Consider the following 24,871-nt stretch of genomic DNA (forward strand, 5'->3'; position numbering starts at 1 on the left):
GCCGCGCCGCGCACTATCCTTTCCCGCCTTGAACGGCGGGGCTTGTCGCGCACCGGGTCAACATGCTTGTTAGCGTGTTGCTTCACAATTTAATGTGGATTTTTTGTAACTACTCGCCCCCTCCAAAAATAATTCAAAAAATACTTGACAGGTTTTTGGGCGAGAAATATTTGATTCTGTTCTATGCCGAGAAATTCCTGCGGCATACCCTTTGAATTTAGGAATAAGCCGCTTCCAGTACAATTTAGTCATTTTGTCTGGCTGATCCCATTTTAGCCTCGTCAGTCTGCTTACAAGGCGTCAAAAAAAGCCGTGTTATGATGAAGTCATTGATAATAACTCACTCACATCAACGGGGCGAGCCTGGATAAAACTTCGGTTAGAGCTGAGATTAACCGCTTGAAAGCGGATTTTGATCGTCTTGGTGGCGAAGGAAAAATCACCTCTGAAAGCCAAGCAATCATGAATAGCCTGTTCATGATTGTGGAACTCATCCTGGCGATATTTCTTGAGCGCGGCACTCAGAAAAACAATGGCAATTCCAGTAAACCCTCATCACAAACCGCAAAGGATGAATCTGCACTCAGCCATTCTGGCAGTAACGGTAAGGGAAAAGGTGAGAACCGGAATCAGGCCAAGAATACCCGCGTAAAGGAAACCGTCACAATTGCACAAGTTCACACCTGCGATGTCTGTGCGCAAGACCTGAGCGATGTGCCTTGCATGGCTCATGAAAGGCGTACCAAAATTGACATTGTCTTCGAGAAAGTCATTGATCACGTGGATGCCGAAATCAAACGTTGTCCGGCCTGCCATGCCACGGTGAAGGGCCTGTTCCCGTCGGACAGACACGGCCCGCTACAATATGGCGATGGCCTGAAGGCTTTTGTGATTAACTTGCTGGTAGGGCAAATCGTCGCCCTGAACCGGGTACAAAAACTGGTAAAGTCGATGATAGGCGTTGTGATCGCCGAAGCCAGCTTACTCAAGTTTGTCCTTCGCCTGCACCAGGCATTGGAAAATTGGGAGTATCAGGCCACAGAGAAGCTACTCAATATGCCAGCAATCAACGTCGATGAAACGTCTTTTCGCGTTGATATGAAAAACCACTGGATTCACGTCTATTCATCGGGTGACATTACTCTCAAATTCTTGCACCGGAACCGGGGCAAAGCTGCCATTGAGGCACACACATCATTCCACGCTACGGGGGTGCCATTATTCACGACTGCTGGTCATCTTATCTGTCGTACCATGACTGCAATCACGGGCTGTGTGGTTCGCATTTGTTGCGCGAACTGACCTTTATCGTTGACGCGCATGGCTATGCCTGGGCGCGTAATATGAAGCGCCTGCTACAAGAAACCTGTAAAGAAGTTTCCAGCAGCACGGAAAAACGACTGGGCGATAAAGCGTTGGCCAATTTGCAAAAGCGCTATCGGAATATTTTAACGCGCGCCGAAAAAGAGCTGCCGGTCATTCCCCCCAAACCCAGCGGCAAGCGCGGCAAACTTGCCAAATCTGATGCGCATAATCTCTGGGAAAGACTGAAAACTCATGAAGCGGCTGTACTTCTGTTTGCCAAAGATCCGCATGTCTCGTTTACCAATAATCGGGCAGAGCGGGACTTGAGGATGTCCAAAGTCAAACAAAAGGTCTCGGGCTGTTTCAGAGTCAGCGACTATGCGCAGGCCTATTGCCGTATTTCAAGCTATCTGCAGTCCATGGCCAATAGAGGATACAACCCGCTTATCGCCATTCAAATCGCTTTGGCGGGCGAGGCTCATAAGGTATGGGGCGAGTAGTTACGATTTTTTTTACCTTTTGTCGGGCGTATTTTTATTCATACGCCCTTATACCATCGCTATGTTAGCGACCGCACAGAAGGGGTGATGCGTTCAGCTTATTATAGTGTTAGCCGCTTAAGATTCAGTGAAGTGGCACACGAACAAACCACGGTTCGTTTTGTAAAATGATTCAACTTATTATTTAGGAATTCATTATGAACAAGAATCAAGTAAAGGGCGAAGCAAAAGACATCGCAGGGAAAATTCAGGAAGAAGCCGGTAAGCTGGTTGGCAGTAAGGAGCAGCAGGCCAAGGGCCTGAAAAAGCAAGTCGAAGGTAAAATCCAAAAAGGTGCTGGCAATCTGGAAGAGGCTGCCACAGATATGGAAGAAGCTGTTAAGAAAGAATAGAAACTCTGAACGCATGGATTTACAGGCGGAGGGTGTTGGAGGACAACATTTTCCGTCTGTATGTATTGATAAACAGTTGATTTGCATAATTATCAATACTTGTCTTGTTGTGCAACAGCGTTACTTTAAGTTGTCTGGTGGGTAGGATTGTGTTGATATCATCTGAAAAAGGAAAACCCAATGAAACCCTTGAAACAGCTGTTTATAGTTACCATGATGCTAGCTGGATTAACCAGCTGCTTGTCGATTGGCTCGGGTAGGTCCGGCCCGCCAGGTCCACAGGGTGAACCTGGAAGCAAGGAAACGATTATTGTCGTGCCCGATAAAGATGATTGAAGCTGGTGTGATGCCCTTTTTTAAGCGTTTTAACGCAATGTGAAGCCAACAAATGGTTTGTCAGGTAAGACGTGACCTAAAAGGCTGTCCGAGAATAGACTGATCTACTGTGGACGAGCCTGATTGGCCGGATTTTCCGATCCTTTTCGTTAAATAGAACGACTATTCGCCTCAAATGATCGAAAAATCCAACTCAACCAGCCCCGCCCTCGCTACGATCGCTATTCTCGGACAGCCTCCTAGTACGCCGTTCCGTCAATTAGCTTACAAATGAAATCGATGGATTCGCCTGCCAGGCTAGGCGCAAGCCGCAGTCATAGCCGTAGCTATGGCGAGGATTTGCAACAACGCATGACAGGCGAAGGCGCGATTTCATGTAAGCGGTTTGGCGGAACGGAGTACTGGTGCTGGGTTGTTTACGAAACATTGTGTTGGTAGCTCAGCCCTAAACACCCTTCTTTATTATTCTAGAAACTCGCTACCCTTATATATACGCTATACCCTCCGGATATTTCGCCAGGCTGCCTGGCGAAATATCCGGGTTGAATTTGTGACAGGCATTTATTGCGTACTTGCACTGTTATGCTGCCGTGTCTGACCAATCACAGGTAGTGGCCAGCTGCAAATTTTAAATTTATTCAGTTATGTGTGTCAGCGCACAGAATAAATGACAAATAACTGGGATGATTACAACTACGGAATTAAAGAGTGAGAACAAGATATCTTTAATCCGGAGTTACAAGAAATTTGTAAATTGATCCAAAATGGCGGAGGAAAATATGGTTATTGGTAACAGGTTAATTATTTGGGTCATCATGTTGGTCGGTAGTTTATCGATCGTAGGATGCGCAGAGAGTAGGGACGCGGAACCGGAAGGCGAGGCTAAAAAATCGTTGGGAACAGAAATCGATGATAGCGTCATCACCACTAAAGTAAAGTCCGCTCTGCTTAGAGATTCCGGCTTGGAAAGCTTTGATATTAAGGTGGAAACAAGCAAGGGTAATGTTCAGCTAAGTGGTTTTGTGGACAACCAGAATCAAATGGATCGTGCGATAGTGGTTGCACAGGGGATTGATGGTGTCAGAACTGTGGAAAATAAGATGAGCATTAAGACTGACGATACCAGCGTGGGCACCAAGATGGATGACAGTGCTATCACGAGTAAAGTAAAAGCTGCACTCATCAAAGATCCTGACATCAAGAGCCTTGATATCAGTGTAGTGACGCGAGATGGAGAAGTTCAATTGAGCGGTTTTGTGGAAAATCAAATCCAGATTGACCGTGCAATTGAAATCGCCAAGGAAGTCAAGGGTGTGAGAAACGTTTTAGATGAAATGAGTATTAAACAGTAAAACGCGGCTAAGTTTAAAAAAGGAGACACAAAATGAACTGGGACCAAATTGAAGGTAACTGGAAACAATTCAAAGGTAAGATCCGGGAGAAATGGGGAAAACTTACTGACGACCACTTAGATACAGTTGCTGGGAAGCGTGAGAATTTGGCTGGTAAAATCCAAGAAGCCTATGGAATCAGTAAGGAAGAAGCGGAAGATCAAATTGCTGAATGGGAAAAAAGTCAAAAAGACACTAAATAAGTGATTTCCTCCTGCTGCAAAGCAGAGCAGCATGCCGCGTAAGCGGCATGCTGTGCAAGCAATTTTCTATCGTGGCCAGGTATAATGTTATGGCCAGTCCTTCCCCCCTGAAACAGGGATTCCTGTGGGTTCTGGTAGAAAAAATTACTGTAAACGAGATAACGGTCATTTTCTCCACGCCCCGTGAGCGGCCAGTGACCGAGCAGGACATTGGGTCTGGGGCTGCTTGGATTGCGGGGCGGGTCTGCCTTGCTAAAGACATTGTGCCGGATAGTCGTGACCTGGTCTCCCACCGGCATGCCGGCAAGGTTGGGCCGTGGCCGCTGGTGCTTGATTTGCAGGTTATAGCCCAGGGTTTGGGTAATAAGATTGTATTCAATCAGTCCTGCGATAAAGGGTGCGCTGCCATCTGAATTGCCCAAATATATTCCAGTCCCTGCGCCCTGGATGATATTGTGGCGGATCGTCCAGTTCCAGGCCGGACATTTGGTCGAGATGCCGACGATCTATTGGTTATGATCATGGCGATGAATCAATAAGTTTTCGAGCGTGATGTGATGCGCCCAAGTTTGCATGTCCTTCGCATTTCACGCCATCTACCGGCAGATGTTGCCCGTCGATCTCGATGTTGCGCAGGATGACATGCTGCGTATCGATGATGCTGACTGTATTGTGGCCACGTCGTCCCAGGAAGACGGGGCGCGCTTGCCGGTTTCTGGTCCGGTGATGATAATGGGGGCGTGTGACTCTCCGCGGAGGTGGTGGATGGGGAGGCCGCGTTGGTAGTGCCCGGGTGTGAGCAGCAACTGGTCGCCGGGCCGAAGATTTCTGAGCTGGTGGCGATAATTATCCGGGTCTCCCGTGTAAAATTTTCCTGCGGCTACGGGTGAGAAAATGATCAACAAAACAAGCGTTACCAGGTTCCAGAGCCTATTCCCATACATGGTGCTGTTCTCCTTGCAATATTACCTGCATGCCGGCAATCGTTGGCATATGATGCTTGCTTCGCGCCTTGCTGTTTGATAGGTTGTGTTGCGGCGCGCTGCAGACTGTGTCATCGCTGACTGCGATTTCAGCATGGTGCGCGCAACGCAGCCACGGCCTGGACCGATTGCCGATCCATGTCCATTGATCTAACCATACTTGTTTTCTTAAGGATTATCCATGCTTTGGGTTAAATCATTACATATAATTTTCATGGTCACCTGGTTTGCTGGCCTGTTCTATTTGCCACGATTATTTGTCTACCACGCAATGTGTAACGATCAGCCAGGGAATGAACGTTTCAAGGTGATGGAACGTAAGCTTTATTATGGAATTATGACGCCTGGCGCGTTGCTGACTATTGTGTTCGGTACCTGGTTATGGCTCGGCTACGGCTTTTCAGGTGGCTGGCTGCATGCCAAGCTGGCGCTGGTGGCGGTACTGGTTGCTTACCATGTCTATTGTGGCAAGTTGCTGCTCGACTTCAAGCATGATCGTAACCGGCATGGCCATGTTTACTATCGCTGGTTCAACGAGCTACCGGTATTGGTGTTGTTTGCAGTTGTGATACTGGTCGTGGTTAAGCCCTGGTAGAGTTAGGGCGGGGTATGCGATCACTCATCCGCATCCGCATCCGCGAGCGCTTGCCCTGGAAACAGCGTATCGGTATAACCAAACTTGCGTAAATCCGTGATCCGCATGGGGTAAAGTACTCCATTCAGGTGGTCGCATTCATGTTGTACGACGCGAGCATGAAATCCGCTGGCGATTCTATCGATGGGGTCGCCGTAGGGATCTACGCCTTGATAGCGTAACCGGGTATAGCGCGGCACCAGCCCGCGCATTCCGGGTATACTCAAACAACCTTCCCAGTCTTCTTCCTTTTGTTCAGTCAAGGGTGTGAGCACTGGATTGATCAATACGGTAAAGGGTACAGGCTCGGCATCCGGGTAGCGGGCATTGTCCTCAACTCCGAAAATAACCACTTGCAAACCGACCCCGATTTGTGGGGCAGCCAGTCCTGCGCCATTCAGAGCGGCCATTGTGTCTTGCATGTCCTGGAGCAGTGTTGCAAGCGCCGGCGTATGCAGCTGCTCGACCCGCTGGGCAGGCTGCAACAGACGCGGATCACCCATTTTCAAGACCGACTTAATCGCCATAGTCTTGTACCAGATGTTCGAGAATGTTTCTGACATGTACCATCGATTCTTCCAGAACCGTATAAACCGTTTCCAAAGGGATGGCCTGGGTGCTTTCTCCTCGTCCGGCTGCGTGGTTGGCAACAGCCGCAATGGTGGCATAAGAGAGGCCCAGTTCTCTGGCCAGTATTGCTTCCGGCATGCCGGTCATACCTACCATATCCGCGCCATCCCGTTCCAGGCGGTTGATCTCGGCTGCGGTTTCGAGCCTGGGGCCTTGTGTGGCGGCATATACACCACCGTCGATGACGCTTTCGCCGGCATGCCGGGCTGCGCGCAAAATGCTGGCGCGTCCAATAGGGCAGTAAGGTTGCGTGAAATCGGTATGGGTGACGGCTTTGTTGGTGCCGTCAAAGTAAGTGAATTTCCGGTCGTAGGTGTAATCGATAATCTGGTCGGGGATGGCAATTATTCCGGGTTCCAGATCCGCGCGAATTCCGCCCACTGATGCGATCGCGATCACCCGGTCAGCCTGCAAGGCATTCAGGGCCCACATGTTGGCACGGTAATTGACTGCGTGTGGGGGAATGGTGTGACCGTATCCATGTCTTGACAGGAATACAATTTCCTGACCATTGATCGTTCCGAATAGCAGCGGGCTGGAAGGTTCGCCGTAGGGGGTTCTCATAATCTGGCGGTGCAACTCTTCCAACCCGGTGAGTTTGTTCATGCCGCTGCCACCAATAATTGCAATCATAATCGTCCTGATAAGAGTTTATTGTTTCAAAGCGTAAATCGTGGGCAAGTTCCGCCACATGCCATGTATATCCATGCCAAAGCCGAAAATATAACGATCAGGTAAAGTGATGCCAACAAAATCGGCTTGCAAGGGTTTGTCTCTGGCGATTATTTTGTCTACTAGTACGGCACTATAAAATGCACGCGCGCCATTTTTTATCACGCGTTCGCGGATCGCAGCCAGGGTCCATCCTTCATCCAGCACATCATCCAGAACCAGTACTACCTGGTCTTTGAGATCGTCTGGGGGCGCAACTTTCCAGCTTAGTTCGCCACCCCGGGTCGTTTCATGATAGCGGGTGCCATGCACATAACTGAAATACAAGGGGAAATTCAGCTGGGGTAACAGGTGCCCGGTAAAAATGACTGCACCGTTCATCACACAGAGCACTACCGGGCATTGGTCCGATAGTGTTTTAGAGATATCCTGCGCCATCTGTCCGATGATGCTTGCCAGTTCCTGTGCCGTACAGAGTTGTTCTGACTGTTCGAGAATATGCTGTGGGGTCGGGTTTTCTGCCATGAATGCGTGCTCCTTATGTGGGGAGGCCTTGAAGTAAGTGTAACAGTTGTGACTCATCGAGAACAGGCACGCCCAGTTCGATGGCTTTGGTGTATTTACTGCCAGGATCTGCGCCAGCTACGACATAGTCTGTCCTGGTGGAGACGCTGCCGGTCACTTTGCCGCCTAGCTGTTCGATCCGGTTTTTGGCATCTTCCCTGGTCATGCTTGGCAGGGCGCCGGTCAGCACAAAGACTTTGCCGGCAATCGCCGGATTATCGCGGGCGGATGGTGGTTTGACAGCATTGCTGCCTTCTTCCCAGCGTAGGCCGCTTTGGCGCAGCTGTTCGATGACTTCCCGGTTGTGTGGTTCGGCGAAGAAATCCTCGATGCTTTGCGCGACGACCGGACCAATATCCGGAATTTGCTGCAATTGTCCCAGCGGCATGCACATGAGTTGGTCAAGGGTGCCGGCATGGCGCGCGAGCGCTTTGGCCGTTGCCTCGCCGACATGGCGGATACCGAGTGCGTAAATAAAGCGCGGGAAAATGGTTTGTTTGCTTTGTTCGATTGCCGCGATCAGGTTGCAGGCGGATTTGTCGGCCATGCGCTCCAGTTGCGACAAGGTCTTGACATCCAATCGGTATAAGTCGGCGGGGGTTCGGACAAGGTCGCGCTCGATCAGCTGATCGACCAGTTTTTCACCCAGCCCATCGATATCCACGGCACGGCGAGCGGCGAAATGGAGAATGGCTTGTTTTCGTTGCGCGGGGCAGAATAAGCCACCGCTGCAACGGGTGACTGCTTCTCCCGGCAGACGTACTGCTTTCGATCCGCATACAGGGCAATGGACCGGCATGACAAAAGGCTGAGCGGTTGATGAACGCTCTCCGGGTACGGCTGCGACAACCTCCGGGATGACATCTCCCGCCCGCCGGACGATGACTTTATCGCCGATTGCGATCTGTTTTCGCTGAATTTCATCTTCGTTATGCAGTGTGGCGTTGGTGACCGTTACGCCGCCCACAAAAACCGGCGCAAGCCGCGCGACGGGTGTCATGGCACCGGTTCGTCCCACCTGAATTTCTATGGCGAGTAACTCGGTCACGGCTTCCTGTGCCGGAAATTTATGGGCAACGGCGAAGCGCGGTGCGCGCGAGACATACCCCAGCTTTTCCTGTTGTGACAAATGGTCTACTTTGTAGACGACGCCATCGATGTCGTAAGGCAGCGATGCGCGCATTGCCTGTATTTTATGATAGTAGGCCAATAATGCGTCGATGCCGGTGGCGGTGACACTTTCCTGTGCGACCAGGAATCGTTGTGATACCAAGTAGGCGAGGATCTCACTATGTTGGCTGAGAACCAGGTTGTTAACCTGATTGGTGCCTATTCCATATGCATAGAAGGTCAGCTTGCGTGTGGCAGTGATGGCAGAATCGAGTTGGCGCAATGATCCGGCGGCGGCATTACGCGGATTGACGAAGTTTTTTTCACCTTTTTGCTGCTGCTGTTGATTCAGACGTTCAAAATCAGCTTTTAGCATAATCACCTCGCCGCGTACCTCTAGCAGACCTTCTGCATGTGAGGTTTGCAATCGCAGCGGAATGGATGGGATGGTGCGCAGATTCAAAGTGATGTCTTCCCCGGTGTAACCATCCCCGCGGGTGGCGCCTTTTGTGAAAATGCCGTCTTCGTAAATCAGATTGACAGCCAGGCCATCGAATTTGGGTTCGACTGCATAGTCGACCAGATCGATAGCAAATGCATCCCGGATGCGCCGGTCAAAAGCCCTGACTTCGTGCTCGGTGAATGCGTTGGTCAGAGACAGCATTGGGGTGTGATGCGCGAGTTGACCAAATGCCTTCAATGGTGGCGCCCCCACCCGCTGGGTGGGAGAATCCGGTGTGATCAGGTGAGGGTATTGTTGTTCAAGCTGCTGTAGCGTTCGGAACAGCCGATCGTATTCCGCATCCGGAATGGTGGGCGCATCTTGTACGTAGTAGCGATAATCATGCGCGGCAATTTCCGCGCGCAAAGCCTGTAAATGCTCTTTGATTGTTTTGTCAGAGTCCATGAGTGCCGCGGGTGATGGTTGATAATGTGTTCAGGATGTACGATTATAGCCATCCCGCAAACAGGGTACAGAGTCGATTCGCTTGCCGATCAATCCAAGGGAGGCAAGGCTGTAACATGCTGCCGGAAAAATGCATATTTCGTGCAATCTGGTATTTCAGATTTGATGTTGTTGGTATTGCTAAATTTGTGCGGCATACCCTATAAGCTGTGATATTGTATTTCCACGCTTTCTAAAACAGGAGGAACAATTATGAATATCAGATCGACCAGTCTGTCCCTTTTGGTGGGTGCCTTGTTCGCAACTTCCGCTTGGGCGACTTCGGCCACGTCTTCCATGATGGATCTGTCCCCCAGTCAGGACCAAGTCAGACCGCTTATTGTGGCTGAAGCGCATCAGCATCAGGAGCGTGAAGGCCGCGGTGAAGGCCGAGGGGAGGGCAGGAAAAGACAAGGTCAGGCAGATCATGCTGGTCACGGCGGTCACGGTGGTCAGGACGCTCACGGCGGTCATGGTGGTGGTAAACATGGCGGTGGTAAGCATGGTGGCGATAAGCGTGGTGACAAGAAAGCCAAGAAAGACAAGGAACATGGGCACCATGGTTATGCGCATGTTGTCGCTACCCATGCCGATGAGCTCGGGCTTTCAGATGAGCAGCTTGGGAAAATCGCACGCCAGCACATGAAGGACGATAAGGAACATAAGCGCCTTAAAGAAAGTATGAAGCAGAGCATGAAAGCGCTCCGCAAAGCGATTATGGATCCCGGAAGTGACGAAGAAACCATACATGAGCTTGGAAAAACGCATGTGAAGGAATTCAGCGCCATGGTCAAACACCATGTTCGGGAACGAAAAGCAGTGCATGAAGTGCTGACAACCGAGCAACTGAAACAACTGCAATCGATGGAAATGAGTCATGATGATCATGATCATTGAGTCGCATCAGATGTAACAAAAAATGCATGTATGTGAAGCAGGGCAGAAGGCCGTGATTGGCTTTCTGCCCTTTTGTACATTTTGTTTGTTGAAGCGATGCGTTATCGGCCTGGCCTGCAAAGAGGCCGTTTGATGACAAAATTAGAAAACAAAGCCGATATCTCCTGATAGATCCACTCCGGAAACCCCAACCAAGGTGACCGTGCCATGGGCTGTTCCGTCAACATCGACTGTGATGGTGGTATTAACACCATTGTCTTCGATAGCCAGATCATCAAAAGCCGACACACCAGTGACAGCAAATATGATCTGATCTCCATCGCTTTGGCGAAAATCATAAATAAAATCATTGCCAAAGTTATTCAAGAAAACAAAAGTATCCGCGCCGCCCTGCGTAATGCTAGGGTCGCCAAAATCTCCCCACATATGATCGGTTGCGTTGGTTCCACTGATCAGAATGTCATTGCCGGCCTTGACATGCGCTTTCTTGTTGAGATTAAGCTTGCTTTCGATGCTGGCAGCGAATTCAGAAAAATTTATGCCGGCAATATTGTCGGGAAGACGATCCATGGCAGTGTTCAGGATGTCGTTGCTGTTGATGCCTGTCAGTTCATTGAACTTGTCCAGGATCTCGTCGATAGTAATAGAAACGCTGATTTCTCTGGCATCGCCATACAGATAATTGGTGACGGTATTCCCAATCTCGCCATTACCATCTCCGCCCCGAAGTATGTCGTTGCCGCCTTTAGCATGACCTGACATAATCAAGGCATCACCAGCAAGAATATTGACGACATGCCCTGCACCAAGATTATTTCCGCCAATTAACTCATCATTACCACCCTTGGCGTGGTTAAACATCCCTAAAGCATCGCCGGTCAGGATATTTATGACGCTCCCGACACCTGCATTATCGCCGCCAACCAGCACGTCATTGCCGCCTTTGGAATGATCGAACATCAGCGCCGCATCACCTGCCAGTCCATTGATAACGGCACCATTGATGTTATTACCACCGGTCAGCACATCGTTACCACCTTTGGCATGATTGAACATCACGCCAGAATCACCGGCTAGGCCGTTAACTAGTAAACCGCCATGACTGTTGTTGCCGCCCAAAAGCGTATCATTACCGCCTTGCGAGTGATTGAACATCAGCCCAGAGTCGCCTATGAGGCCATTGACTAAAATGCCACCGTCACTGTTATTTCCACCTAGTAATGTATCGTTGCCGCCTTTAGAGTGATTGCGCATGAACGCCACATCACCAATAAGCAGGTTGATAAAACCGTTATCCATACCATTCAATATCTGATTCTTGCTTTTTTGATGACCCGTCAGCGCTGGATATTTATCCGAATCACCGAATTGCGTTGTTATCATTTAATAAAGCTCCATTTAAAACACATGTTTTACATTTCTTCTCAAATGTCTTTCCTTGTGCTTCTTGAATTCCCAGAAATTGAGTGCTGATGGGTGTCTGGTTAAAGAGTATTCAAAATCAGAAGAAAATGTATGTGCAATTGATAAAATAAAATCCTCCGATCTCTATTATCGACAAGTAAATATAAAGACTTTAACTGGAATCGAAGTCGCTGAGGGTAATCGAATCAGCCGCTATACAAAAATCTAAAGAACCCTGGTGCATAAGTCGTTAGCGCAGCTATGCACCCCATGTTCGGGCCGATAGAAATGTTGTCATGGTCGCGACGGATCCGGTGGATTGCATGCGGCATTTCCGAAGAAACAGTTTTTTTCACGCATAATAGGGATATTGAACCGTGATGACTGAATCTATTCCCAAAGGCTTCACCCTGCTGGAGCAGATGATTACTCTCAGCCTTGTTGCTCTTCTGGTCTCCATTGCCGTGCCGGGTTATCAAACATTGATGGCGCGGACACAACTGTCTGCGCGGGCCAATGAATTACTGGCCTCGCTTCATTACACCCGCTCCGAGGCGGTGAAGCGGGGTATGAGGGTTACTATCTGTAAAAGTGCGGATGGTGGCAGCTGCATCGACACGGGTGACTGGCAGAATGGATGGTTGATTTTCAGCGATGGCGGTAAGGTTGGCACGATTGATGCCGGTGACCAGGTGCTGAGGGTCTTTACGGGACTGCACGGCATGACACTCAAGGCCGATAACCAGTTCAAGAACTGGATCTCATTCCTGCCAAACGGGCGCAGTCGCGGCAGTGGAAATTTGCCGAACGGCTCGTTCTATCTTTGTCATGCCGACCAAGGGCGAAGAATCATCATCAATCATTCGGGCCGGCCAAGAGTGGATGGCGTGGCGTTCACATGCTGAAATTAAAACAGCGCACCCATCAGGCGATGCAGGCAGGCTTCAGTCTGCTGGAAATCCTGGTGACAGTTATCATTCTGGGAGTCGGTCTGCTTGGATTGGCAGGTTTGCAATCGATAGGGCTGACCTACAGCCAAAGCGCGAGTTTCCGTTCGATGGCCTCCATGCTGGCCTACAGCATGCTGGACAGTATGCGGGCCAATCGGGGCGAAGCCGGCCAGGGTTACTATAACCTTGCGATTGGCGCAGCCAAGCCTGCTGGCAGTACGATTCCGGAGCAGGACTTGATCCAGTGGCTGAATGAGTTGGCATTAAGCTTGCCTGCCGGAACTGGTGCGATCGATGTGGACGCCAGCAATAAAGTGACCATTACCATTCAATGGGATGACAGCCGTGGTGCCTTGCCTGCTCAGCAACTGGTCATGGCAACTCGGTTGTGAAGACGTCATGAGCCGGTGTGCGGGTATTCGAACATTTATCCGCAAGGAACGGGGGTTGACGTTGGTTGAGATGATGGTGGCGCTGACGATTGGACTGGTGCTGCTGGAGGGACTGAGTGTGATGTTATTTTCCAGTCAGCGCACTTACCGTGTCAACGAGGCGCTGGCAAGAATTCAGGAAAATGCGCGTTACGCATTTCAGATTCTATCCAGGGATATACGTATGGCAGGTTATCAAGGGTGTGGAGGAAGTGATGCGGGACTCAACAACACTTTGGATAACGCCACAGATTTTTTATGGAACTTTGGTTTGCCGTTGGAAGGGTTTGAGGCCATTGGGTCGAGTGCCTGGATGCCAGCATTGCCATCTTCGGCCGGCACGATACCGAGCCCCCTGGGCGGGCGGGATATTATTGTCGTGCGGGGTGTTGATGGGGGTGAAAATCGAGTCCTGTCACATCCGGAGAGTAACCCGCCCGGTGCGGCCGATCTCAAGGTATCGGCAGGCGGCGGGCTGGAAGTCGGCGATATTGTATTGGTGGCTGACTGTGTTGCCGCTGCCATTTTTCAGGTCACGCATAGGTATGTGTCTGCGGGGCAGGATATTCTGGCGCATGATACCGGAACGGGTGCGCCGGGTAACCGGACCCGGGCTTTGGGCAAAACATATCCCGATGGCGAAGTGATGCGCATGCAGACACGCACTTACTACATCCGAAACAACCCCAACAAAATGCCAGCCCTGTATTGGAAAAGGGGAACGATGGCCGCTGAGGAACTGATAGAAGGGGTACAGAATATGCAAATTCAGTATGGAGAGGATCTGGATGGGAACCGGTCGGCGGATGTTTACCGGTCTGCTGATCAGGTGGTGGACTGGGGGACTGTGGTCAGCGTGCGCATCAGCCTACTGATGCAGTCATTGGAGGACGGGATAGTCAGCTATCCGCAAACCTATCGCTTCAACGGTCTGACGACCACAGCTACGGATCGGCGGCTCAGGCGGACATTCTCAACAGTGATCGCGCTGCGTAACCGGACTTCCTGATCTGGGAATATTGGTTGAGCAGGCTGAAATATACGGTTTCCAAGTCACGAGACAGGGCGTGGTAGCGCCATCCCCACCATAAACAAGATGAATATGAAGTCGAAAACTTGTTCTTCTGATAAAAAATGTGGGGTATGCGAATTGCGACCAACCGGGCTGGCAAGGCCGGATCAATGATTGTGGATAAAATGGCAACGTTTCCTTGCACACAACGTGGCATCGTGCTGCTGACAGGTCTCATCTTTCTGATTGTCCTGACCTTTCTGGGAACGAGTGCCCTGCAGGGAACACTGCTGGAAGAAAGAATGGCAGGTAATCTGCGCGATGAAACAATGGCCTTCCAGGCAGCGGAAGCCGCATTGCGTTCGGCAGAAGCATACTTGCAACAAGCCGCGCTGCCAGCTTTTGATGGGTCTGGTGGTCTTTATCATTATGTATTTGCGCCGGCACCGGATCCTGTTGGCTGGTCTGAATGGGAGCTCCATGGCAGGCTGGCTGAGGGCATTGTCGATGATGTAACCAGTCAGCCAAGATATGTGATCGAGCAACTGGTGAGTGTGCCTGTCATGGGATCAGGCGGCAGTGCACAGCAATCCGGCACTTCAGCGCATGCGAACCTGTTTCGCATCATTGCCCGAGGGGTGGGCGGAACCCGGTCGGCTGTGGTGTTATTGCAGAGCACTTATCAACGATAGGCCTATGGTGTCAGCCGGGAAGAATATGCCAGCTACAGCTGGATGCTATTTGACAGGGGGATGGCTGCTATGGATGCCACTGCAGGCATTGGCTGCTCTGCCCCTGGTCGATGTGCCGCTGTCCTTGATGCCAGCCATTGATCCGAACATCATTGTAACGTTAGATGATTCAGGTTCGATGCAGTCGGAAATTGTGCCCGAAGGGTTGATTGTGGAGGATGTGCGTTTTGTTTACCCGAGAGCGGTGGGTGTTTATGGCGGGGATGACCATGCCAACCGGGTGGTCGATTTTGATCCAGACAATTGGCGCGCCGCCATGCTGCGTACCAGCGCCATCAACAAGGTCTACTATGATCCAGCTGTTCGCTATCTTCCCTGGAGCCAGGCAGATGGTACGTTGATGCGTGACGCAGACACAGTCTGTGCAGCGCATAATCCATACAATACAGGTGCAGGCTGCCGGGATTTGCTTGCGGACAACACCCAGCATGCTGACTGGCTCGATAGTGGCAGCGGCGGGTCGGCAGAGACTCGCACTTTCTTTCCCGCAGTTTATTTTCAGTACCACGGTGGGGCTATCAACGCTGCTGGCAGTTATTCCCGGATTGAAATCAAAGCCGCTCGACCGTATTACGATAGCGGCCCTGACAGAACTGATTGTGCCGCAGCGCCTGTTTGCAGCTATGCGGAAGAAATTCAGAATTTCGCGAACTGGTATACCTATTACCGCTCCCGTATTTTGCTGGCACGGGCGGTAGTGGGGCGGGTGTTCGCCACTCAAGGCGACAATGCGCGTGTGGGGTTTGCTGCCATCAACCAGGGCAGCGGCAATGTGGATGGGCGGACAACGGAAACGCTGGTTACTGGTGTCAGGGAATTTTCCGATGCACATCGAGACGCTTTCTACAATATGCTCTACGGGCACACTATCTCGACACTGAATTCACCTTTGCGACAGGCCATGAATAATGTCGGCCGGTATTTGATGCGTACCGATGATCAAGGTCCGTGGAGCGACACACCAGGCCAGAGTGGCGGTATCCAGGCAGCATGCCGGCAGAATTACCATATCCTGGTGACAGATGGTGGTTGGAATGGCGTGGCGCCTGCCGGGATAGGCAATGCGGACAATACGGCTGGCCCGAGTCATACCCATCATCGACCCCATGCTGCGCCAGCGACCTATCAGTATGAACCCGCCTTGCCTTATGCGGATGGTTACAGTGATACGCTCGCCGATGTGGCGATGCACTACTGGAAAAATGATCTACGGCCTGATCTTGAGAACAAGGTGCCGATCAATGCCAGGAATCCAGCCTTCTGGCAGCATATGGTGAATTTCGTGATTGGGGTGGATGCTTACGGGACACGCACCGGCTTGCCGAGCGGGCTGGAGAGCTGGCCTGATCCGATGCCCGATCACCACTATGCCGAGAAAATCGATGATCTTTGGCATGCCGCAGTCAACAGTCGCGGCAGGTTTTTCAGTGCCTTTGATCTCCTCTCTTCTGCTGGCAGAATGCATGATGCTCTCAATCCAGGGTTTGTCGGCGTGGATTCAGGGACTGCCGCAGTCACGACCAATTCCAGCCGCGCTGCCGGTGATGCGCAAGTCTATCAGGCCAAATTCAACAGTTCGGATTGGAGCGGCCAACTTTTTGCATTCACTCTGGCGTCTGACGCATCGCCCGGCGCCATGCGCTGGGAAGCCTCTGGGCAATTGCCAGGGCATGCCAGCCGTTCGGTCTACACGCGCAATGGCGCACAGGGCCTGGCATTTACCGCAGCCAACTTTACCCAGCTATCTGTTCAGCAGCAGCTGGCCCTGAATACAAATATGGCAGGGGACAACGATGGATTGGGAGCGTCACGCCTAAATTGGTTGCGCGGTGATCAAACCGCTGAAGTGAATCGGGGTGGCATGTTGCGTCAGCGTGACAATGGTGTGCTGGGTGCGATCGTCAATTCTGATTTATTGTACGTGCAGGCCCTGGATTTCGGTTATGGTGCTTTCCCTGCGGACATGCCCGGTCAGGCCTCCTATCCTGCCTACGTCCATATGAATACCAGTCGTACGCCGGTCATCTATGCCGGTGCCAACGATGGCATGCTGCATGCTTTTCATGCCGGAACCGGCAAAGAACTGTTCGCTTACGTTCCCGAATCGGTTTATGCAAATCTGAGCCGGCTTACTTCACCCGATTATGCATACCGCCCTTATGTCGATGGCAACGCTTATGCCGGCGATGCCTATATGGGTGTGCCGAGTGGCTGGAAGACGATTCTGCTGGGAACATTGGGCGGTGGTGGAAAAACTGTATTCGCACTGGATATTACCACCCCAGAAAGTTTTTCTGCAGCATCCGTGCTCTGGGAGTTTTCCGATCCCGATTTGGGATATGTCTATGGTCAGGCAAAGATTGCGCTGTTGAATAATGGTGACTGGGCCGCGATTATCGGCAATGGCTATAACAGCGACAGTGACCAGGCTTATTTATTGATCGTCAACCTGCAGACTGGTGAACTGATCAAGAAAATTGCCACCAATGCCAGTATCCATAACGGTCTTTCCAGCCCGGCGCTGGTCGATAGCAATGGCGACAAGCGCATCGATATCGTCTATGCCGGAGATCTGCAAGGCAATGTTTGGAAGTTCGATCTATCGCATAGCGATCCAGCCCAATGGGGTGTGGCGTATCAATCCGGCAGCAGCAACCATCCCTTGTTTACAGCCAGAAACGCGGACAATCAGGTGCAGCCCATCACATCCCCGCTGGAGATTGGCTACCATACTGGTGGCGGGTATGCCATCTTTTTTGGCACCGGCCAGTTTATGGCTGCAGGAGACCGTAGTGATACACGGGTGCAGAGTCTTTACGGAATCTGGGACAACGGCAGTAGAATTCCAGAAACAGACCGCAGCGTGTTGCAGGCGCAGACGATTACGACTGAAACGGCGACGGCTTCAGCTAAACGAAGTGTGTCGAATGAGAGTGTCAACTGGCAGGCCAAGCGTGGTTGGTATATCGATTTGCTGGCGCCCTCGATGGCGGCGCCGGACGGGGAGCGTACAGTCATGATGCCAGTATTGAGTCACGGACGGATTGTTTTCACGACGCTGATTCCTTCCCGTGATCCATGCGAAGCGGGTGGCCGACATTGGGTCATGCTGTTGGACGCTGAGACCGGGGGCATGCCGACCGTGCCCCAATTCGATACCAATGCCGATGGCCGATTCGACAGTGATGACGACAGGGTGGCCGGCATGGGTTCAGAGGGCATACGCGGGCAACCGGTCGTGATGGACGCGGGCGGTTCCATTCATATCCTGGCGGCGACCACTTCGGGGGGGGTGGAAACTATCATCATCCGCAACCCTGCACCTTGGCCGCGCCGATCCTGGAAACAGATACAGTGACAGACTTTTAGATCCGCATAGGGAGGGCGCAAAATGGTATTTGCCTGGATGCAAGCCAAAAATAGTGGATTTACTTTGATTGAACTCCTGATTGTAGTGGCAGTGACCGGTATCCTTGCCTCGCTCGCCTATCCTGCCTATCAGGAACATGTCCGGCGTGTGCACCGGTCGGAAGCCAAGGTCATCCTCCTGGAGATGGCGCAATCATTGGAACGAAATTTTACTGAGGCAAATCGTTACGATCGAAATAGTGCTGGCGACATGTTTGTGCTGGCAGTGACACAGGCGCCCAGAGCAGGTGTGGCCAAATACAGGATTCAGTTTGCATCAGCGATGCCGACGCACAACGCCTACACCCTGGAGGCGATCCCGGTGGGCGGCATGGCCGATGACATTTGCGGCATGCTGACGCTGACACACACGGGTGCAAGAGGTGCTGACGCAAGCGCAACGGTGACCGCTGCAGAATGCTGGCAGCGCTAGCACTCCGTTCCGCCAAACCGCTTACATGAAATCGTGCCTTCGCCTGTCATGCGTTGTTGCAAATCCTCGCCATAGCTACGGCTATGACTGCGGTTTGCGCCTAGCCTGGCAGGCGAATCCATCGATTTCATTTGTAAGCTAATTGACGGAACGGAGTGCTAGGAGGCTGTCCGAGAATAGACTGATCTACTGCGGACGATTCTGGCTGGCTGGATTTTCCGATCCTTTTCGTTGAATAGAATGACTATTCGCCTCAAATGATCGAAAAATCCCGCTCAACCAGCCTCGCCCTTGCTGCGATCGCTATTCTCGGACAGCCTCCTAGCTTTAGTGGGATCAGGCAGGTTTCCTGCCGGAAGGATCCGCGATGCGGAAATTGATGTCGACTTTGGACCATGCCTCGGTTTCACTACTCAGCAGGGTCTCGGTCAATGGGTTGCATTCCAGCCATGTTTGCGGGATGCATAGCCGGCAGCATTGGTTGCCGATCGATAATGACATTTCCGGCAAGTCAATGTGTGTGCGGCTGCGATGAAAAATGGCCGCTAATCGCAAGGCGATTGAACGGGAGAGATCAATGGGATCGGCGAGAAAATCCCTGACCTTGGTCAGTGAACCCTGGTGTGAGAGTACCAGCTGGCTAAGCTGTCTTTGTTCCATTCTGGAGAAACCGGGAATATCCGCATTGTCGAGAATATAGGCCGAATGTTTGTGATAGTCGGTATGCGCGACTGAAATGCCGATTTCATGCAGACGAGCTGCCCAGGCTAGCAGTTTCAGGGCATCTTCCGCTTCTTCTTCGTCGGGGTGGTGGGCCAACAGCTGCTTGCCGAAGAATATCGCCAGCGATTCGATGCGGGCAGCCTGAACCGGATCGATCCGATAGCGTTGCATAAATTCCTGCACGGATACTTCCCTCATGTCTTCCTTGTGGAAGCGGCCCAGCATGTCATAGAGCACACCCAGGCGGAGTGCGCCGGTCGTGACTGCCATGCGCTCGATGCGCAGTTCGGTGAAGGCTGCTGACAGGATGGCAAATCCACCTGCAATCACTTGTTTGCGCCTGGGATTCAATCCGTTGAGGCTGAGTTTCTTGGTATCACCGATTTTGATCAGCGTTTCGCGCAGCCTTTCCAGCCCAGCTGGTGTAATGGATTCGTCGTCGCCATTTTCTTGATAGTTATTCAGCTTGAGAATGCGGGCGATCGCGCGTGCGGTACCGGATGCGCCATAGGCTTCCTGCCAGTGGGTAGAAGAGAACTCGGCTGAGACCGCTTGCAGCTCTGTACGTGCAGCGAGCTCCGCACGCTTCATCGCCCCTTTGGTGATTTTTCCATCAGGAAAAAATCGCAGGCTGTGATTGATACAGCCGAAATAAAGGCTTTCCAGTTTTCTGGATTCCAGTTGGTGGCCGATAATGAGTTCGGTCGAGCCTCCCCCGATATCGATGACAAACCGATTGTTATCGGCAGCCGGCAGGCTATGCGCGACACCCAGGTAAATGAGGCGCGCTTCCTCATGACCGGCGATGATTTCAATTGGAAAGCCCAGTACCTGCTCGGCTTTATCGAGAAAACTGGCTGCATTTCTGGCAACGCGCAGCGAATTTGTACCGACCACCCGAACCGCATGTAGCGGAAAACCACGCAAGCGCTCGCCAAAGCGTTCAAGGCAGGCAATTGCACGACTCTGGGACGCTTCATCGAGCATTTTGTCGGCGGAGAGTCCAGCCGCGAGCTGTACCATTTCTTTCAGACTGTCCAGTGGATAAAGCTGCTTGTCCACGACCCGTGCCACTTGCAAGTGAAAGCTGTTGGAACCTAAATCAACTGCGGCAAGCGTTGAGTATTCATGCATGACTGTTGACTTGTGCGCGGTTAAGGAGGCTTATTTTCTTATTTCATGTTCGAGTTCATCTGCCGTGACATGACGTACATCCTTGCCTTTGACCATGTAAACCACGTACTCAGACATGTTCTTCGCATGATCACCGATTCGTTCGATCGCCTTGGCCGCAAAAAGAATTTCGATCGCGGTAGAGATCTTGCGGGGGTCTTCCATCATGAAAGTGATCAATTGGCGAATAATCGAGCGGAACTCTTCATCCACTTGTTCATCCTGACGCACGATTTCTGCCGAGGCATTCGGATCCAGCCGGGCGAAAGCGTCGAGTGCCTTGTGCAGCATGTTAATGGCGATGTTGGCGATATGCTTGATTTCAACAAAGCGCGGGACGTACATGCGATCGGCGGAATAAATCAGCTTTGCCATGCGCGCGATTTTCGCGGCTTCGTCTCCCATTCGTTCCAGATCGGTGATGGTATTGATGACGGTCATAATCATGCGCAGATCACCGGCAGCGGGTTGTCTGCGTGCGATGATCTGGCAGCAGAGCTCATCGATTTTGACTTCCATGGCGTTGACACGATGATCGTTGTCGATCACCTGTTCGATCATGTGTTCATTGCCTTCAGTCAATGCCTCGATGGCGTGTTCGATCTGTTCCTCAACCAGTCCTCCCATTTGTAATACACGCGTGCGAACATCTTCTAGGTCGGCGTCAAATTTTTTTGAAATATGCTCTTTGTGGTTCATTTTTGGACCCTGCAGGGAAGCGATTATGCGATTTTATGTGCAAATGATGATGCTTTTATTGCAAAGGCTGCTGTACCAGGAAGATACGCGTGAACCATGGCAGCGAGCCGTGCAATCCGCTCGCTTCGCTGCCATGCATTCTCGACAGCCGGTCAAACCGTGATGGTCTCCACGCCGTGATCGGTGCCCAGCAGCAATAGATCGGCACCTTTTCTGGCAAATAGTCCGTTGGTTACAACGCCCGTCATTTGGTTGAGCGTGGTTTCCAGCTCGACCGGGTTCATGATTTGAAGATTATGCACATCTAGGATGACGTTGCCGTTATCGGTTTTGAATCCTTGACGCAATGCCGGCTGTCCGCCCAGCAATGCAATTTCACGTGCTACATAACTGCGCGCCATCGGTATGACCTCGATAGGCAGGGGGAATTTCCCCAATATATCGACCAGTTTGGTTTGATCAGCAATGCATATGAATCTTCTGGCGACTGCGGCCACGATTTTTTCACGCGTCAAGGCGCCACCGCCTCCTTTGATCATATGCAAGTGGCGGGTGATCTCATCCGCGCCGTCCACATAGACCGGCAAATCCGAGACAGAGTTAAGGTCCAGGACGTCAATCCCGTGCTTTTTGAGACGCTCAGCAGTCGCTTCGGAGCTGGCTACCGCGCCTTCGATTTTGTGCTTGATCTTGGCCAGTTCATCAATAAAAAGATTGGCTGTTGAACCAGTGCCGACGCCGATCACGCTGCCAACCGGCACATGTTGTATGGCAGCCTGAGCGACCGCCTGTTTTTGTTCGTCTTGTGTCATGATAATTTTATGGCTAATCCCTGAAACCCGGCATCAAGTGGAAGAATGATGCCGGCGCATTGAGGAGCTTGCCGGATTGGGGGGTAAATGAATCATCTTTTGCTTCGGTGCTTCGGTCTCGGTGGCGCGATGATTGTTGCACCAGACAACTCAAATCATGGCTTTTTCCCGCTTGCACTTGCTGACCAGCGTCCCCTCTGTCCGGCTTACTCCCGGCTAGGAGGCTGTCCGAGAATAGCGATCGTAGCGAGGGCGAGGCTGGTTGAGTTGGATTTTTCGATCATTTGAGGCGAATAGTCGTTCTATTCAACGAAAAGGATCGGAAAATCCAGCCAGCCAGAATCGTCCGCAGTAGATCAGTCTATTCTTGGACAGTCTCCCAGGTTAAATACCCGTAGCTTTAAGCGTACCATAACTTCAGGCGAGTATAATGATTGAATCAATCAAAGCTGTGATGGCAATCGTGCTTTGCCGGCACTTGCCACAGTGTCATCACATCATTTATGTTGAAACAGGGAAAGGCTGATTTTGATATTTCCAAGGCGTGAACTGGCAGTTGAACGGGGGAGGAGATGAGCGCAATCAAACTGCTCCCAGATGGTCTGATCAATCAAATTGCAGCCGGGGAGGTGATCGAGCGCCCGGCTTCTGTGCTGAAAGAGCTCCTGGAGAATGCCATCGATGCCGGTGCAACCGATATTGCGGTAACGATTGCACAAGGGGGACTCAAACAGATTCGTGTCAGTGACAATGGCATGGGAATTCCCAGCGATGAACTATCACTGGCTCTCATGCGTCACGCAACCAGCAAGATCAGCAATCAGGTGGATTTGCAGAAAATAACCAGCCTGGGTTTTCGTGGAGAAGGTCTGGCCAGCATCGCTTCCGTATCATATTTGCAGCTCGTCAGTCAGCGATCAGACGCGCAACATGCCTGGCAGATCCAGGCGGAAGGCGGGCAGATTTCTCAGCCTGAACCGGCTTCTCATCCGGTTGGCACGACTCTGGAAATCCGGGATCTTTTCTTTAACTTGCCAGCACGTCGAAAATTTCTCAAAACCGAGGCGACCGAATTTGCGCATTGCGAAGAAGTGTTCCGGCGCATGGCACTGTCTCATGCTGGCATTGCTTTCACCCTGCGGCATAACGGCAAATTGCGCAGTCACTGGCAAGCGATGGCATGTGAACGGCGTGTGCGTGAAGTGTTGGGTGAAGAATTTGCGCAAGCTGCGACCTGGGTCGGTGAGCGCTCAGCAGGCATTGGTTTGCAGGGCATGCTTGCGTTGCCGGCTTACTCACGCGCCACGCGCGATATGCAATATTTTTTTGTCAACGGCCGCTTTGTCAGGGATAAGCTGATTACTCACGCTCTGCGGGAAGCTTACCGTGATGTGCTGCATTTGGATCGCCATCCGGCGTTCGTCCTGTATCTCGATGTCGAGCCAGAGTCGGTCGATGTCAATGTCCATCCGACCAAAATCGAGGTACGTTTTCGTGATGGGCGCGCAGTGCACCAGTTTATCTATCATGGTGTGAGCAAGGCTTTGGCATCCCCACGCAGTGCGATCAAGGCACAGCCAACAGTTTCACCCGAACCATCTTCTGCCGTAATCCGGCCGGATCATCAGGGTCATGCCGGCGCGGGTTATCTCCGGCAGTCGAATCTGCCGTCCAATGCGCTTGCGCAGCCTGCCACTTTTTATCAGGTCCTGTTTGGTGATGAAGCCCACAGGCAAACTGAACCTGGCCAGCCCATGCCGAGGGAATCCTCAGCAAATATTCCGCCATTGGGTTTTGCCTTGGGGCAGCTGCATGGCATTTATATCCTGGCCCAAAATGCGCAGGGTCTGATCATTGTCGATATGCATGCCGCCCATGAAAGAATTGTTTATGAAACGCTTAAATCGAAAATGGACCAGCAGGCGCTGCCCACGCAGAGGTTGTTGATACCGGTTACATTCCATGCAGATAGCCTGGATATTGCCACGGTTGAGGAGAATCAGGCGGCTTTGCAGAAGCTGGGGTTGGAATTGACCGTGCTCTCGGCAACGACGCTGGTTGTGCGCGCAGTCCCGGCCATATTGCAGCACGCGGATATCGAAAAACTGGTACGCGATATATTGAACGAAATCAGGGAAGGGAACCCGGATCAGTTGCTTACGGCCCGTCGTAACGAGCTGTTGGCTACCATGGCCTGCCATGGTGCCGTACGTGCCAATCGAGTCATGACAATCACCGAAATGAATGAGCTGCTCCGTAAAATGGAAGCGACCGAGCGTTCCGATCAATGCAATCACGGCCGACCAACCTGGTTTGAGATCAGTCTTGCCGAACTGGATAAGATGTTCATGCGTGGGAAATAAACCTGCGGCTTCAGCGTCATGCCAGTTGTAGCGATGTATTGTTGCCGAAACGCATCTGGATGGCAACATGGTTCGCAGGGCCTTGCCGCGGGGGTGTTGGGACATGGAATGATTCCGTCTGCGCTTGCGCACTTTCCGTCTGATGTTA

General features: G+C 51.7%; 25 protein-coding genes. 16 read left to right on the plus strand and 9 right to left on the minus strand.

The features are described from left to right. Nucleotides 1–399 precede the first annotated feature (399 nt). The 6 genes from ABTW62_RS10295 to ABTW62_RS10320 all read left to right on the plus strand — a co-directional run bounded on the left by ABTW62_RS10295 (nt 400) and on the right by ABTW62_RS10320 (nt 4,127). A complete protein-coding gene (locus ABTW62_RS10295; RefSeq protein WP_430904490.1) occupies nt 400–1,302 on the plus strand; it encodes an IS66 family transposase in 903 nt (300 codons plus the stop codon). Beyond that, entirely contained in the window at nt 1,245–1,805 is a 561-nt protein-coding gene (locus ABTW62_RS10300; RefSeq protein ID WP_430904514.1) for an IS66 family transposase, read from the plus strand. Before ABTW62_RS10295 ends, ABTW62_RS10300 begins: the two co-directional genes overlap by 58 nt. Nucleotides 1,806–2,002: 197 nt before the next feature. Next, nucleotides 2,003–2,197 carry a CsbD family protein gene (locus ABTW62_RS10305; protein ID WP_430904491.1) on the plus strand — a complete coding sequence of 65 codons (195 nt, stop codon included), beginning with the start codon at nt 2,003–2,005 and terminating at the stop codon, nt 2,195–2,197. Between the two features lie 180 nt (nt 2,198–2,377). After that, nucleotides 2,378–2,533, plus strand: coding sequence for a hypothetical protein (locus ABTW62_RS10310; protein WP_430904492.1), 156 nt, complete (start codon nt 2,378–2,380; stop codon nt 2,531–2,533). A 764-nt stretch (nt 2,534–3,297) separates the two neighbouring features. Next, nucleotides 3,298–3,885, plus strand: a complete 588-nt coding sequence (locus ABTW62_RS10315; RefSeq protein WP_430904494.1) for a BON domain-containing protein — start codon at nt 3,298–3,300, stop codon at nt 3,883–3,885. Between the two features lie 32 nt (nt 3,886–3,917). Further along, a complete protein-coding gene (locus ABTW62_RS10320) occupies nt 3,918–4,127 on the plus strand; it encodes a CsbD family protein (RefSeq protein ID WP_430904495.1) in 210 nt (69 codons plus the stop codon). Here ABTW62_RS10320 and ABTW62_RS10325 read toward each other — a convergent pair. Next, nucleotides 4,109–4,549, minus strand: a complete 441-nt coding sequence (locus ABTW62_RS10325; RefSeq protein WP_430904496.1) for a hypothetical protein — start codon at nt 4,547–4,549, stop codon at nt 4,109–4,111. The two genes, ABTW62_RS10320 and ABTW62_RS10325, sit on opposite strands and share 19 nt — an antisense overlap. A gap of 151 nt (nt 4,550–4,700) precedes the next feature. On the opposite strand from ABTW62_RS10325, the gene ABTW62_RS10330 reads away from it, so the two are divergent. Next, entirely contained in the window at nt 4,701–4,913 is a 213-nt protein-coding gene (locus ABTW62_RS10330; protein WP_430904497.1) for a hypothetical protein, read from the plus strand. A 378-nt stretch (nt 4,914–5,291) separates the two neighbouring features. Beyond that, nucleotides 5,292–5,705 carry a protoporphyrinogen oxidase HemJ gene (hemJ, locus tag ABTW62_RS10335; RefSeq protein ID WP_430904498.1) on the plus strand — a complete coding sequence of 138 codons (414 nt, stop codon included), beginning with the start codon at nt 5,292–5,294 and terminating at the stop codon, nt 5,703–5,705. 20 nt (nt 5,706–5,725) lie between these two features. On the opposite strand, the gene def is transcribed toward hemJ, so the two are convergent. The 4 genes from def to ligA are packed head-to-tail and all read right to left on the minus strand — an operon-like array spanning nt 5,726 to nt 9,627. Beyond that, nucleotides 5,726–6,271, minus strand: coding sequence for a peptide deformylase (gene def / locus ABTW62_RS10340; protein WP_430904499.1), 546 nt, complete (start codon nt 6,269–6,271; stop codon nt 5,726–5,728). Further along, nucleotides 6,261–7,007: an S-methyl-5'-thioinosine phosphorylase gene (locus ABTW62_RS10345; RefSeq protein WP_430904500.1), complete on the minus strand. Its 747-nt coding sequence runs from the start codon at nt 7,005–7,007 to the stop codon at nt 6,261–6,263. The genes def and ABTW62_RS10345 overlap by 11 nt, the downstream gene beginning before the upstream one ends. 18 nt (nt 7,008–7,025) lie before the next feature. Further along, nucleotides 7,026–7,571: a hypoxanthine-guanine phosphoribosyltransferase gene (locus ABTW62_RS10350; RefSeq protein WP_430904501.1), complete on the minus strand. Its 546-nt coding sequence runs from the start codon at nt 7,569–7,571 to the stop codon at nt 7,026–7,028. 13 nt (nt 7,572–7,584) lie between these two features. Then, nucleotides 7,585–9,627, minus strand: a complete 2,043-nt coding sequence (gene ligA / locus ABTW62_RS10355; RefSeq protein WP_430904502.1) for an NAD-dependent DNA ligase LigA — start codon at nt 9,625–9,627, stop codon at nt 7,585–7,587. Nucleotides 9,628–9,879: 252 nt separating this feature from the next. On the opposite strand from ligA, the gene ABTW62_RS10360 reads away from it, so the two are divergent. Beyond that, nucleotides 9,880–10,563 carry a Spy/CpxP family protein refolding chaperone gene (locus tag ABTW62_RS10360; protein ID WP_430904503.1) on the plus strand — a complete coding sequence of 228 codons (684 nt, stop codon included), beginning with the start codon at nt 9,880–9,882 and terminating at the stop codon, nt 10,561–10,563. 141 nt (nt 10,564–10,704) lie between these two features. Here ABTW62_RS10360 and ABTW62_RS10365 read toward each other — a convergent pair whose 3' ends face one another. Beyond that, the gene (locus ABTW62_RS10365) at nt 10,705–11,946 is read right to left on the minus strand and encodes a hypothetical protein (RefSeq protein WP_430904504.1); all 1,242 of its coding nucleotides are present in this window, start codon (nt 11,944–11,946) and stop codon (nt 10,705–10,707) included. 401 nt (nt 11,947–12,347) lie between these two features. Here ABTW62_RS10365 and ABTW62_RS10370 point away from each other — a divergent pair, with 401 nt between their 5' ends. The 6 genes from ABTW62_RS10370 to ABTW62_RS10395 all read left to right on the plus strand — a co-directional run bounded on the left by ABTW62_RS10370 (nt 12,348) and on the right by ABTW62_RS10395 (nt 18,953). Further along, nucleotides 12,348–12,872: a GspH/FimT family pseudopilin gene (locus tag ABTW62_RS10370; RefSeq protein WP_430904515.1), complete on the plus strand. Its 525-nt coding sequence runs from the start codon at nt 12,348–12,350 to the stop codon at nt 12,870–12,872. Further along, nucleotides 12,866–13,309, plus strand: a complete 444-nt coding sequence (pilV, locus tag ABTW62_RS10375; protein WP_430904505.1) for a type IV pilus modification protein PilV — start codon at nt 12,866–12,868, stop codon at nt 13,307–13,309. Before ABTW62_RS10370 ends, pilV begins: the two co-directional genes overlap by 7 nt. Before the next feature lie 7 nt (nt 13,310–13,316). Then, the gene (locus tag ABTW62_RS10380; RefSeq protein ID WP_430904506.1) at nt 13,317–14,357 is read left to right on the plus strand and encodes a PilW family protein; all 1,041 of its coding nucleotides are present in this window, start codon (nt 13,317–13,319) and stop codon (nt 14,355–14,357) included. Nucleotides 14,358–14,491: 134 nt separating this feature from the next. Beyond that, nucleotides 14,492–15,052 (plus strand): pilus assembly PilX family protein, encoded by a 561-nt coding sequence (locus tag ABTW62_RS10385; RefSeq protein ID WP_430904507.1) that lies wholly within the window; start codon nt 14,492–14,494, stop codon nt 15,050–15,052. Nucleotides 15,053–15,077: 25 nt separating this feature from the next. Then, entirely contained in the window at nt 15,078–18,470 is a 3,393-nt protein-coding gene (locus ABTW62_RS10390) for a pilus assembly protein (RefSeq protein WP_430904508.1), read from the plus strand. 33 nt (nt 18,471–18,503) lie between these two features. Then, the gene (locus ABTW62_RS10395; RefSeq protein WP_430904509.1) at nt 18,504–18,953 is read left to right on the plus strand and encodes a type IV pilin protein; all 450 of its coding nucleotides are present in this window, start codon (nt 18,504–18,506) and stop codon (nt 18,951–18,953) included. Nucleotides 18,954–19,289: 336 nt separating this feature from the next. Here ABTW62_RS10395 and ppx read toward each other — a convergent pair whose 3' ends face one another. The 3 genes from ppx to rpiA all read right to left on the minus strand — a co-directional run bounded on the left by ppx (nt 19,290) and on the right by rpiA (nt 22,360). Continuing rightward, nucleotides 19,290–20,810 (minus strand): exopolyphosphatase, encoded by a 1,521-nt coding sequence (gene ppx / locus ABTW62_RS10400; protein WP_430904510.1) that lies wholly within the window; start codon nt 20,808–20,810, stop codon nt 19,290–19,292. A 30-nt stretch (nt 20,811–20,840) separates the two neighbouring features. Beyond that, nucleotides 20,841–21,548, minus strand: a complete 708-nt coding sequence (phoU, locus tag ABTW62_RS10405) for a phosphate signaling complex protein PhoU (protein ID WP_430904511.1) — start codon at nt 21,546–21,548, stop codon at nt 20,841–20,843. Nucleotides 21,549–21,700: 152 nt separating this feature from the next. Next, nucleotides 21,701–22,360, minus strand: a complete 660-nt coding sequence (rpiA, locus tag ABTW62_RS10410) for a ribose-5-phosphate isomerase RpiA (RefSeq protein ID WP_430904512.1) — start codon at nt 22,358–22,360, stop codon at nt 21,701–21,703. 572 nt (nt 22,361–22,932) lie between these two features. Between rpiA and mutL the strand changes: the two genes are divergently transcribed. Beyond that, the gene (gene mutL / locus ABTW62_RS10415; protein ID WP_430904513.1) at nt 22,933–24,723 is read left to right on the plus strand and encodes a DNA mismatch repair endonuclease MutL; all 1,791 of its coding nucleotides are present in this window, start codon (nt 22,933–22,935) and stop codon (nt 24,721–24,723) included. Nucleotides 24,724–24,871 lie beyond the last annotated feature (148 nt).

The sequence above is a fragment of the Nitrosomonas sp. ANs5 genome, from assembly GCF_050584665.1.
Lineage (GTDB): Bacteria > Pseudomonadota > Gammaproteobacteria > Burkholderiales > Nitrosomonadaceae > Nitrosomonas.

Coding starts and splice junctions, on each gene's coding strand:
- ABTW62_RS10305 (WP_430904491.1), top strand. CDS start 2,003: ATGAACAAGAATCAAGTAAAGGGCGAAGCAAAAGACATCGCAGGGAAA.
- ABTW62_RS10385 (WP_430904507.1), top strand. CDS start 14,492: ATGCGAATTGCGACCAACCGGGCTGGCAAGGCCGGATCAATGATTGTG.
- ligA (WP_430904502.1), bottom strand. CDS start 9,627: ATGGACTCTGACAAAACAATCAAAGAGCATTTACAGGCTTTGCGCGCG.
- ABTW62_RS10315 (WP_430904494.1), top strand. CDS start 3,298: ATGGCGGAGGAAAATATGGTTATTGGTAACAGGTTAATTATTTGGGTC.
- hemJ (WP_430904498.1), top strand. CDS start 5,292: ATGCTTTGGGTTAAATCATTACATATAATTTTCATGGTCACCTGGTTT.
- mutL (WP_430904513.1), top strand. CDS start 22,933: ATGAGCGCAATCAAACTGCTCCCAGATGGTCTGATCAATCAAATTGCA.
- ABTW62_RS10345 (WP_430904500.1), bottom strand. CDS start 7,007: ATGATTGCAATTATTGGTGGCAGCGGCATGAACAAACTCACCGGGTTG.
- ppx (WP_430904510.1), bottom strand. CDS start 20,810: ATGCATGAATACTCAACGCTTGCCGCAGTTGATTTAGGTTCCAACAGC.
- ABTW62_RS10395 (WP_430904509.1), top strand. CDS start 18,504: ATGGTATTTGCCTGGATGCAAGCCAAAAATAGTGGATTTACTTTGATT.
- pilV (WP_430904505.1), top strand. CDS start 12,866: ATGCTGAAATTAAAACAGCGCACCCATCAGGCGATGCAGGCAGGCTTC.
- ABTW62_RS10390 (WP_430904508.1), top strand. CDS start 15,078: ATGCCAGCTACAGCTGGATGCTATTTGACAGGGGGATGGCTGCTATGG.
- ABTW62_RS10360 (WP_430904503.1), top strand. CDS start 9,880: ATGAATATCAGATCGACCAGTCTGTCCCTTTTGGTGGGTGCCTTGTTC.
- ABTW62_RS10350 (WP_430904501.1), bottom strand. CDS start 7,571: ATGGCAGAAAACCCGACCCCACAGCATATTCTCGAACAGTCAGAACAA.
- def (WP_430904499.1), bottom strand. CDS start 6,271: ATGGCGATTAAGTCGGTCTTGAAAATGGGTGATCCGCGTCTGTTGCAG.
- ABTW62_RS10370 (WP_430904515.1), top strand. CDS start 12,348: ATGACTGAATCTATTCCCAAAGGCTTCACCCTGCTGGAGCAGATGATT.
- ABTW62_RS10365 (WP_430904504.1), bottom strand. CDS start 11,946: ATGATAACAACGCAATTCGGTGATTCGGATAAATATCCAGCGCTGACG.
- rpiA (WP_430904512.1), bottom strand. CDS start 22,360: ATGACACAAGACGAACAAAAACAGGCGGTCGCTCAGGCTGCCATACAA.
- ABTW62_RS10310 (WP_430904492.1), top strand. CDS start 2,378: ATGAAACCCTTGAAACAGCTGTTTATAGTTACCATGATGCTAGCTGGA.
- phoU (WP_430904511.1), bottom strand. CDS start 21,548: ATGAACCACAAAGAGCATATTTCAAAAAAATTTGACGCCGACCTAGAA.
- ABTW62_RS10330 (WP_430904497.1), top strand. CDS start 4,701: ATGTCCTTCGCATTTCACGCCATCTACCGGCAGATGTTGCCCGTCGAT.
- ABTW62_RS10380 (WP_430904506.1), top strand. CDS start 13,317: ATGAGCCGGTGTGCGGGTATTCGAACATTTATCCGCAAGGAACGGGGG.
- ABTW62_RS10320 (WP_430904495.1), top strand. CDS start 3,918: ATGAACTGGGACCAAATTGAAGGTAACTGGAAACAATTCAAAGGTAAG.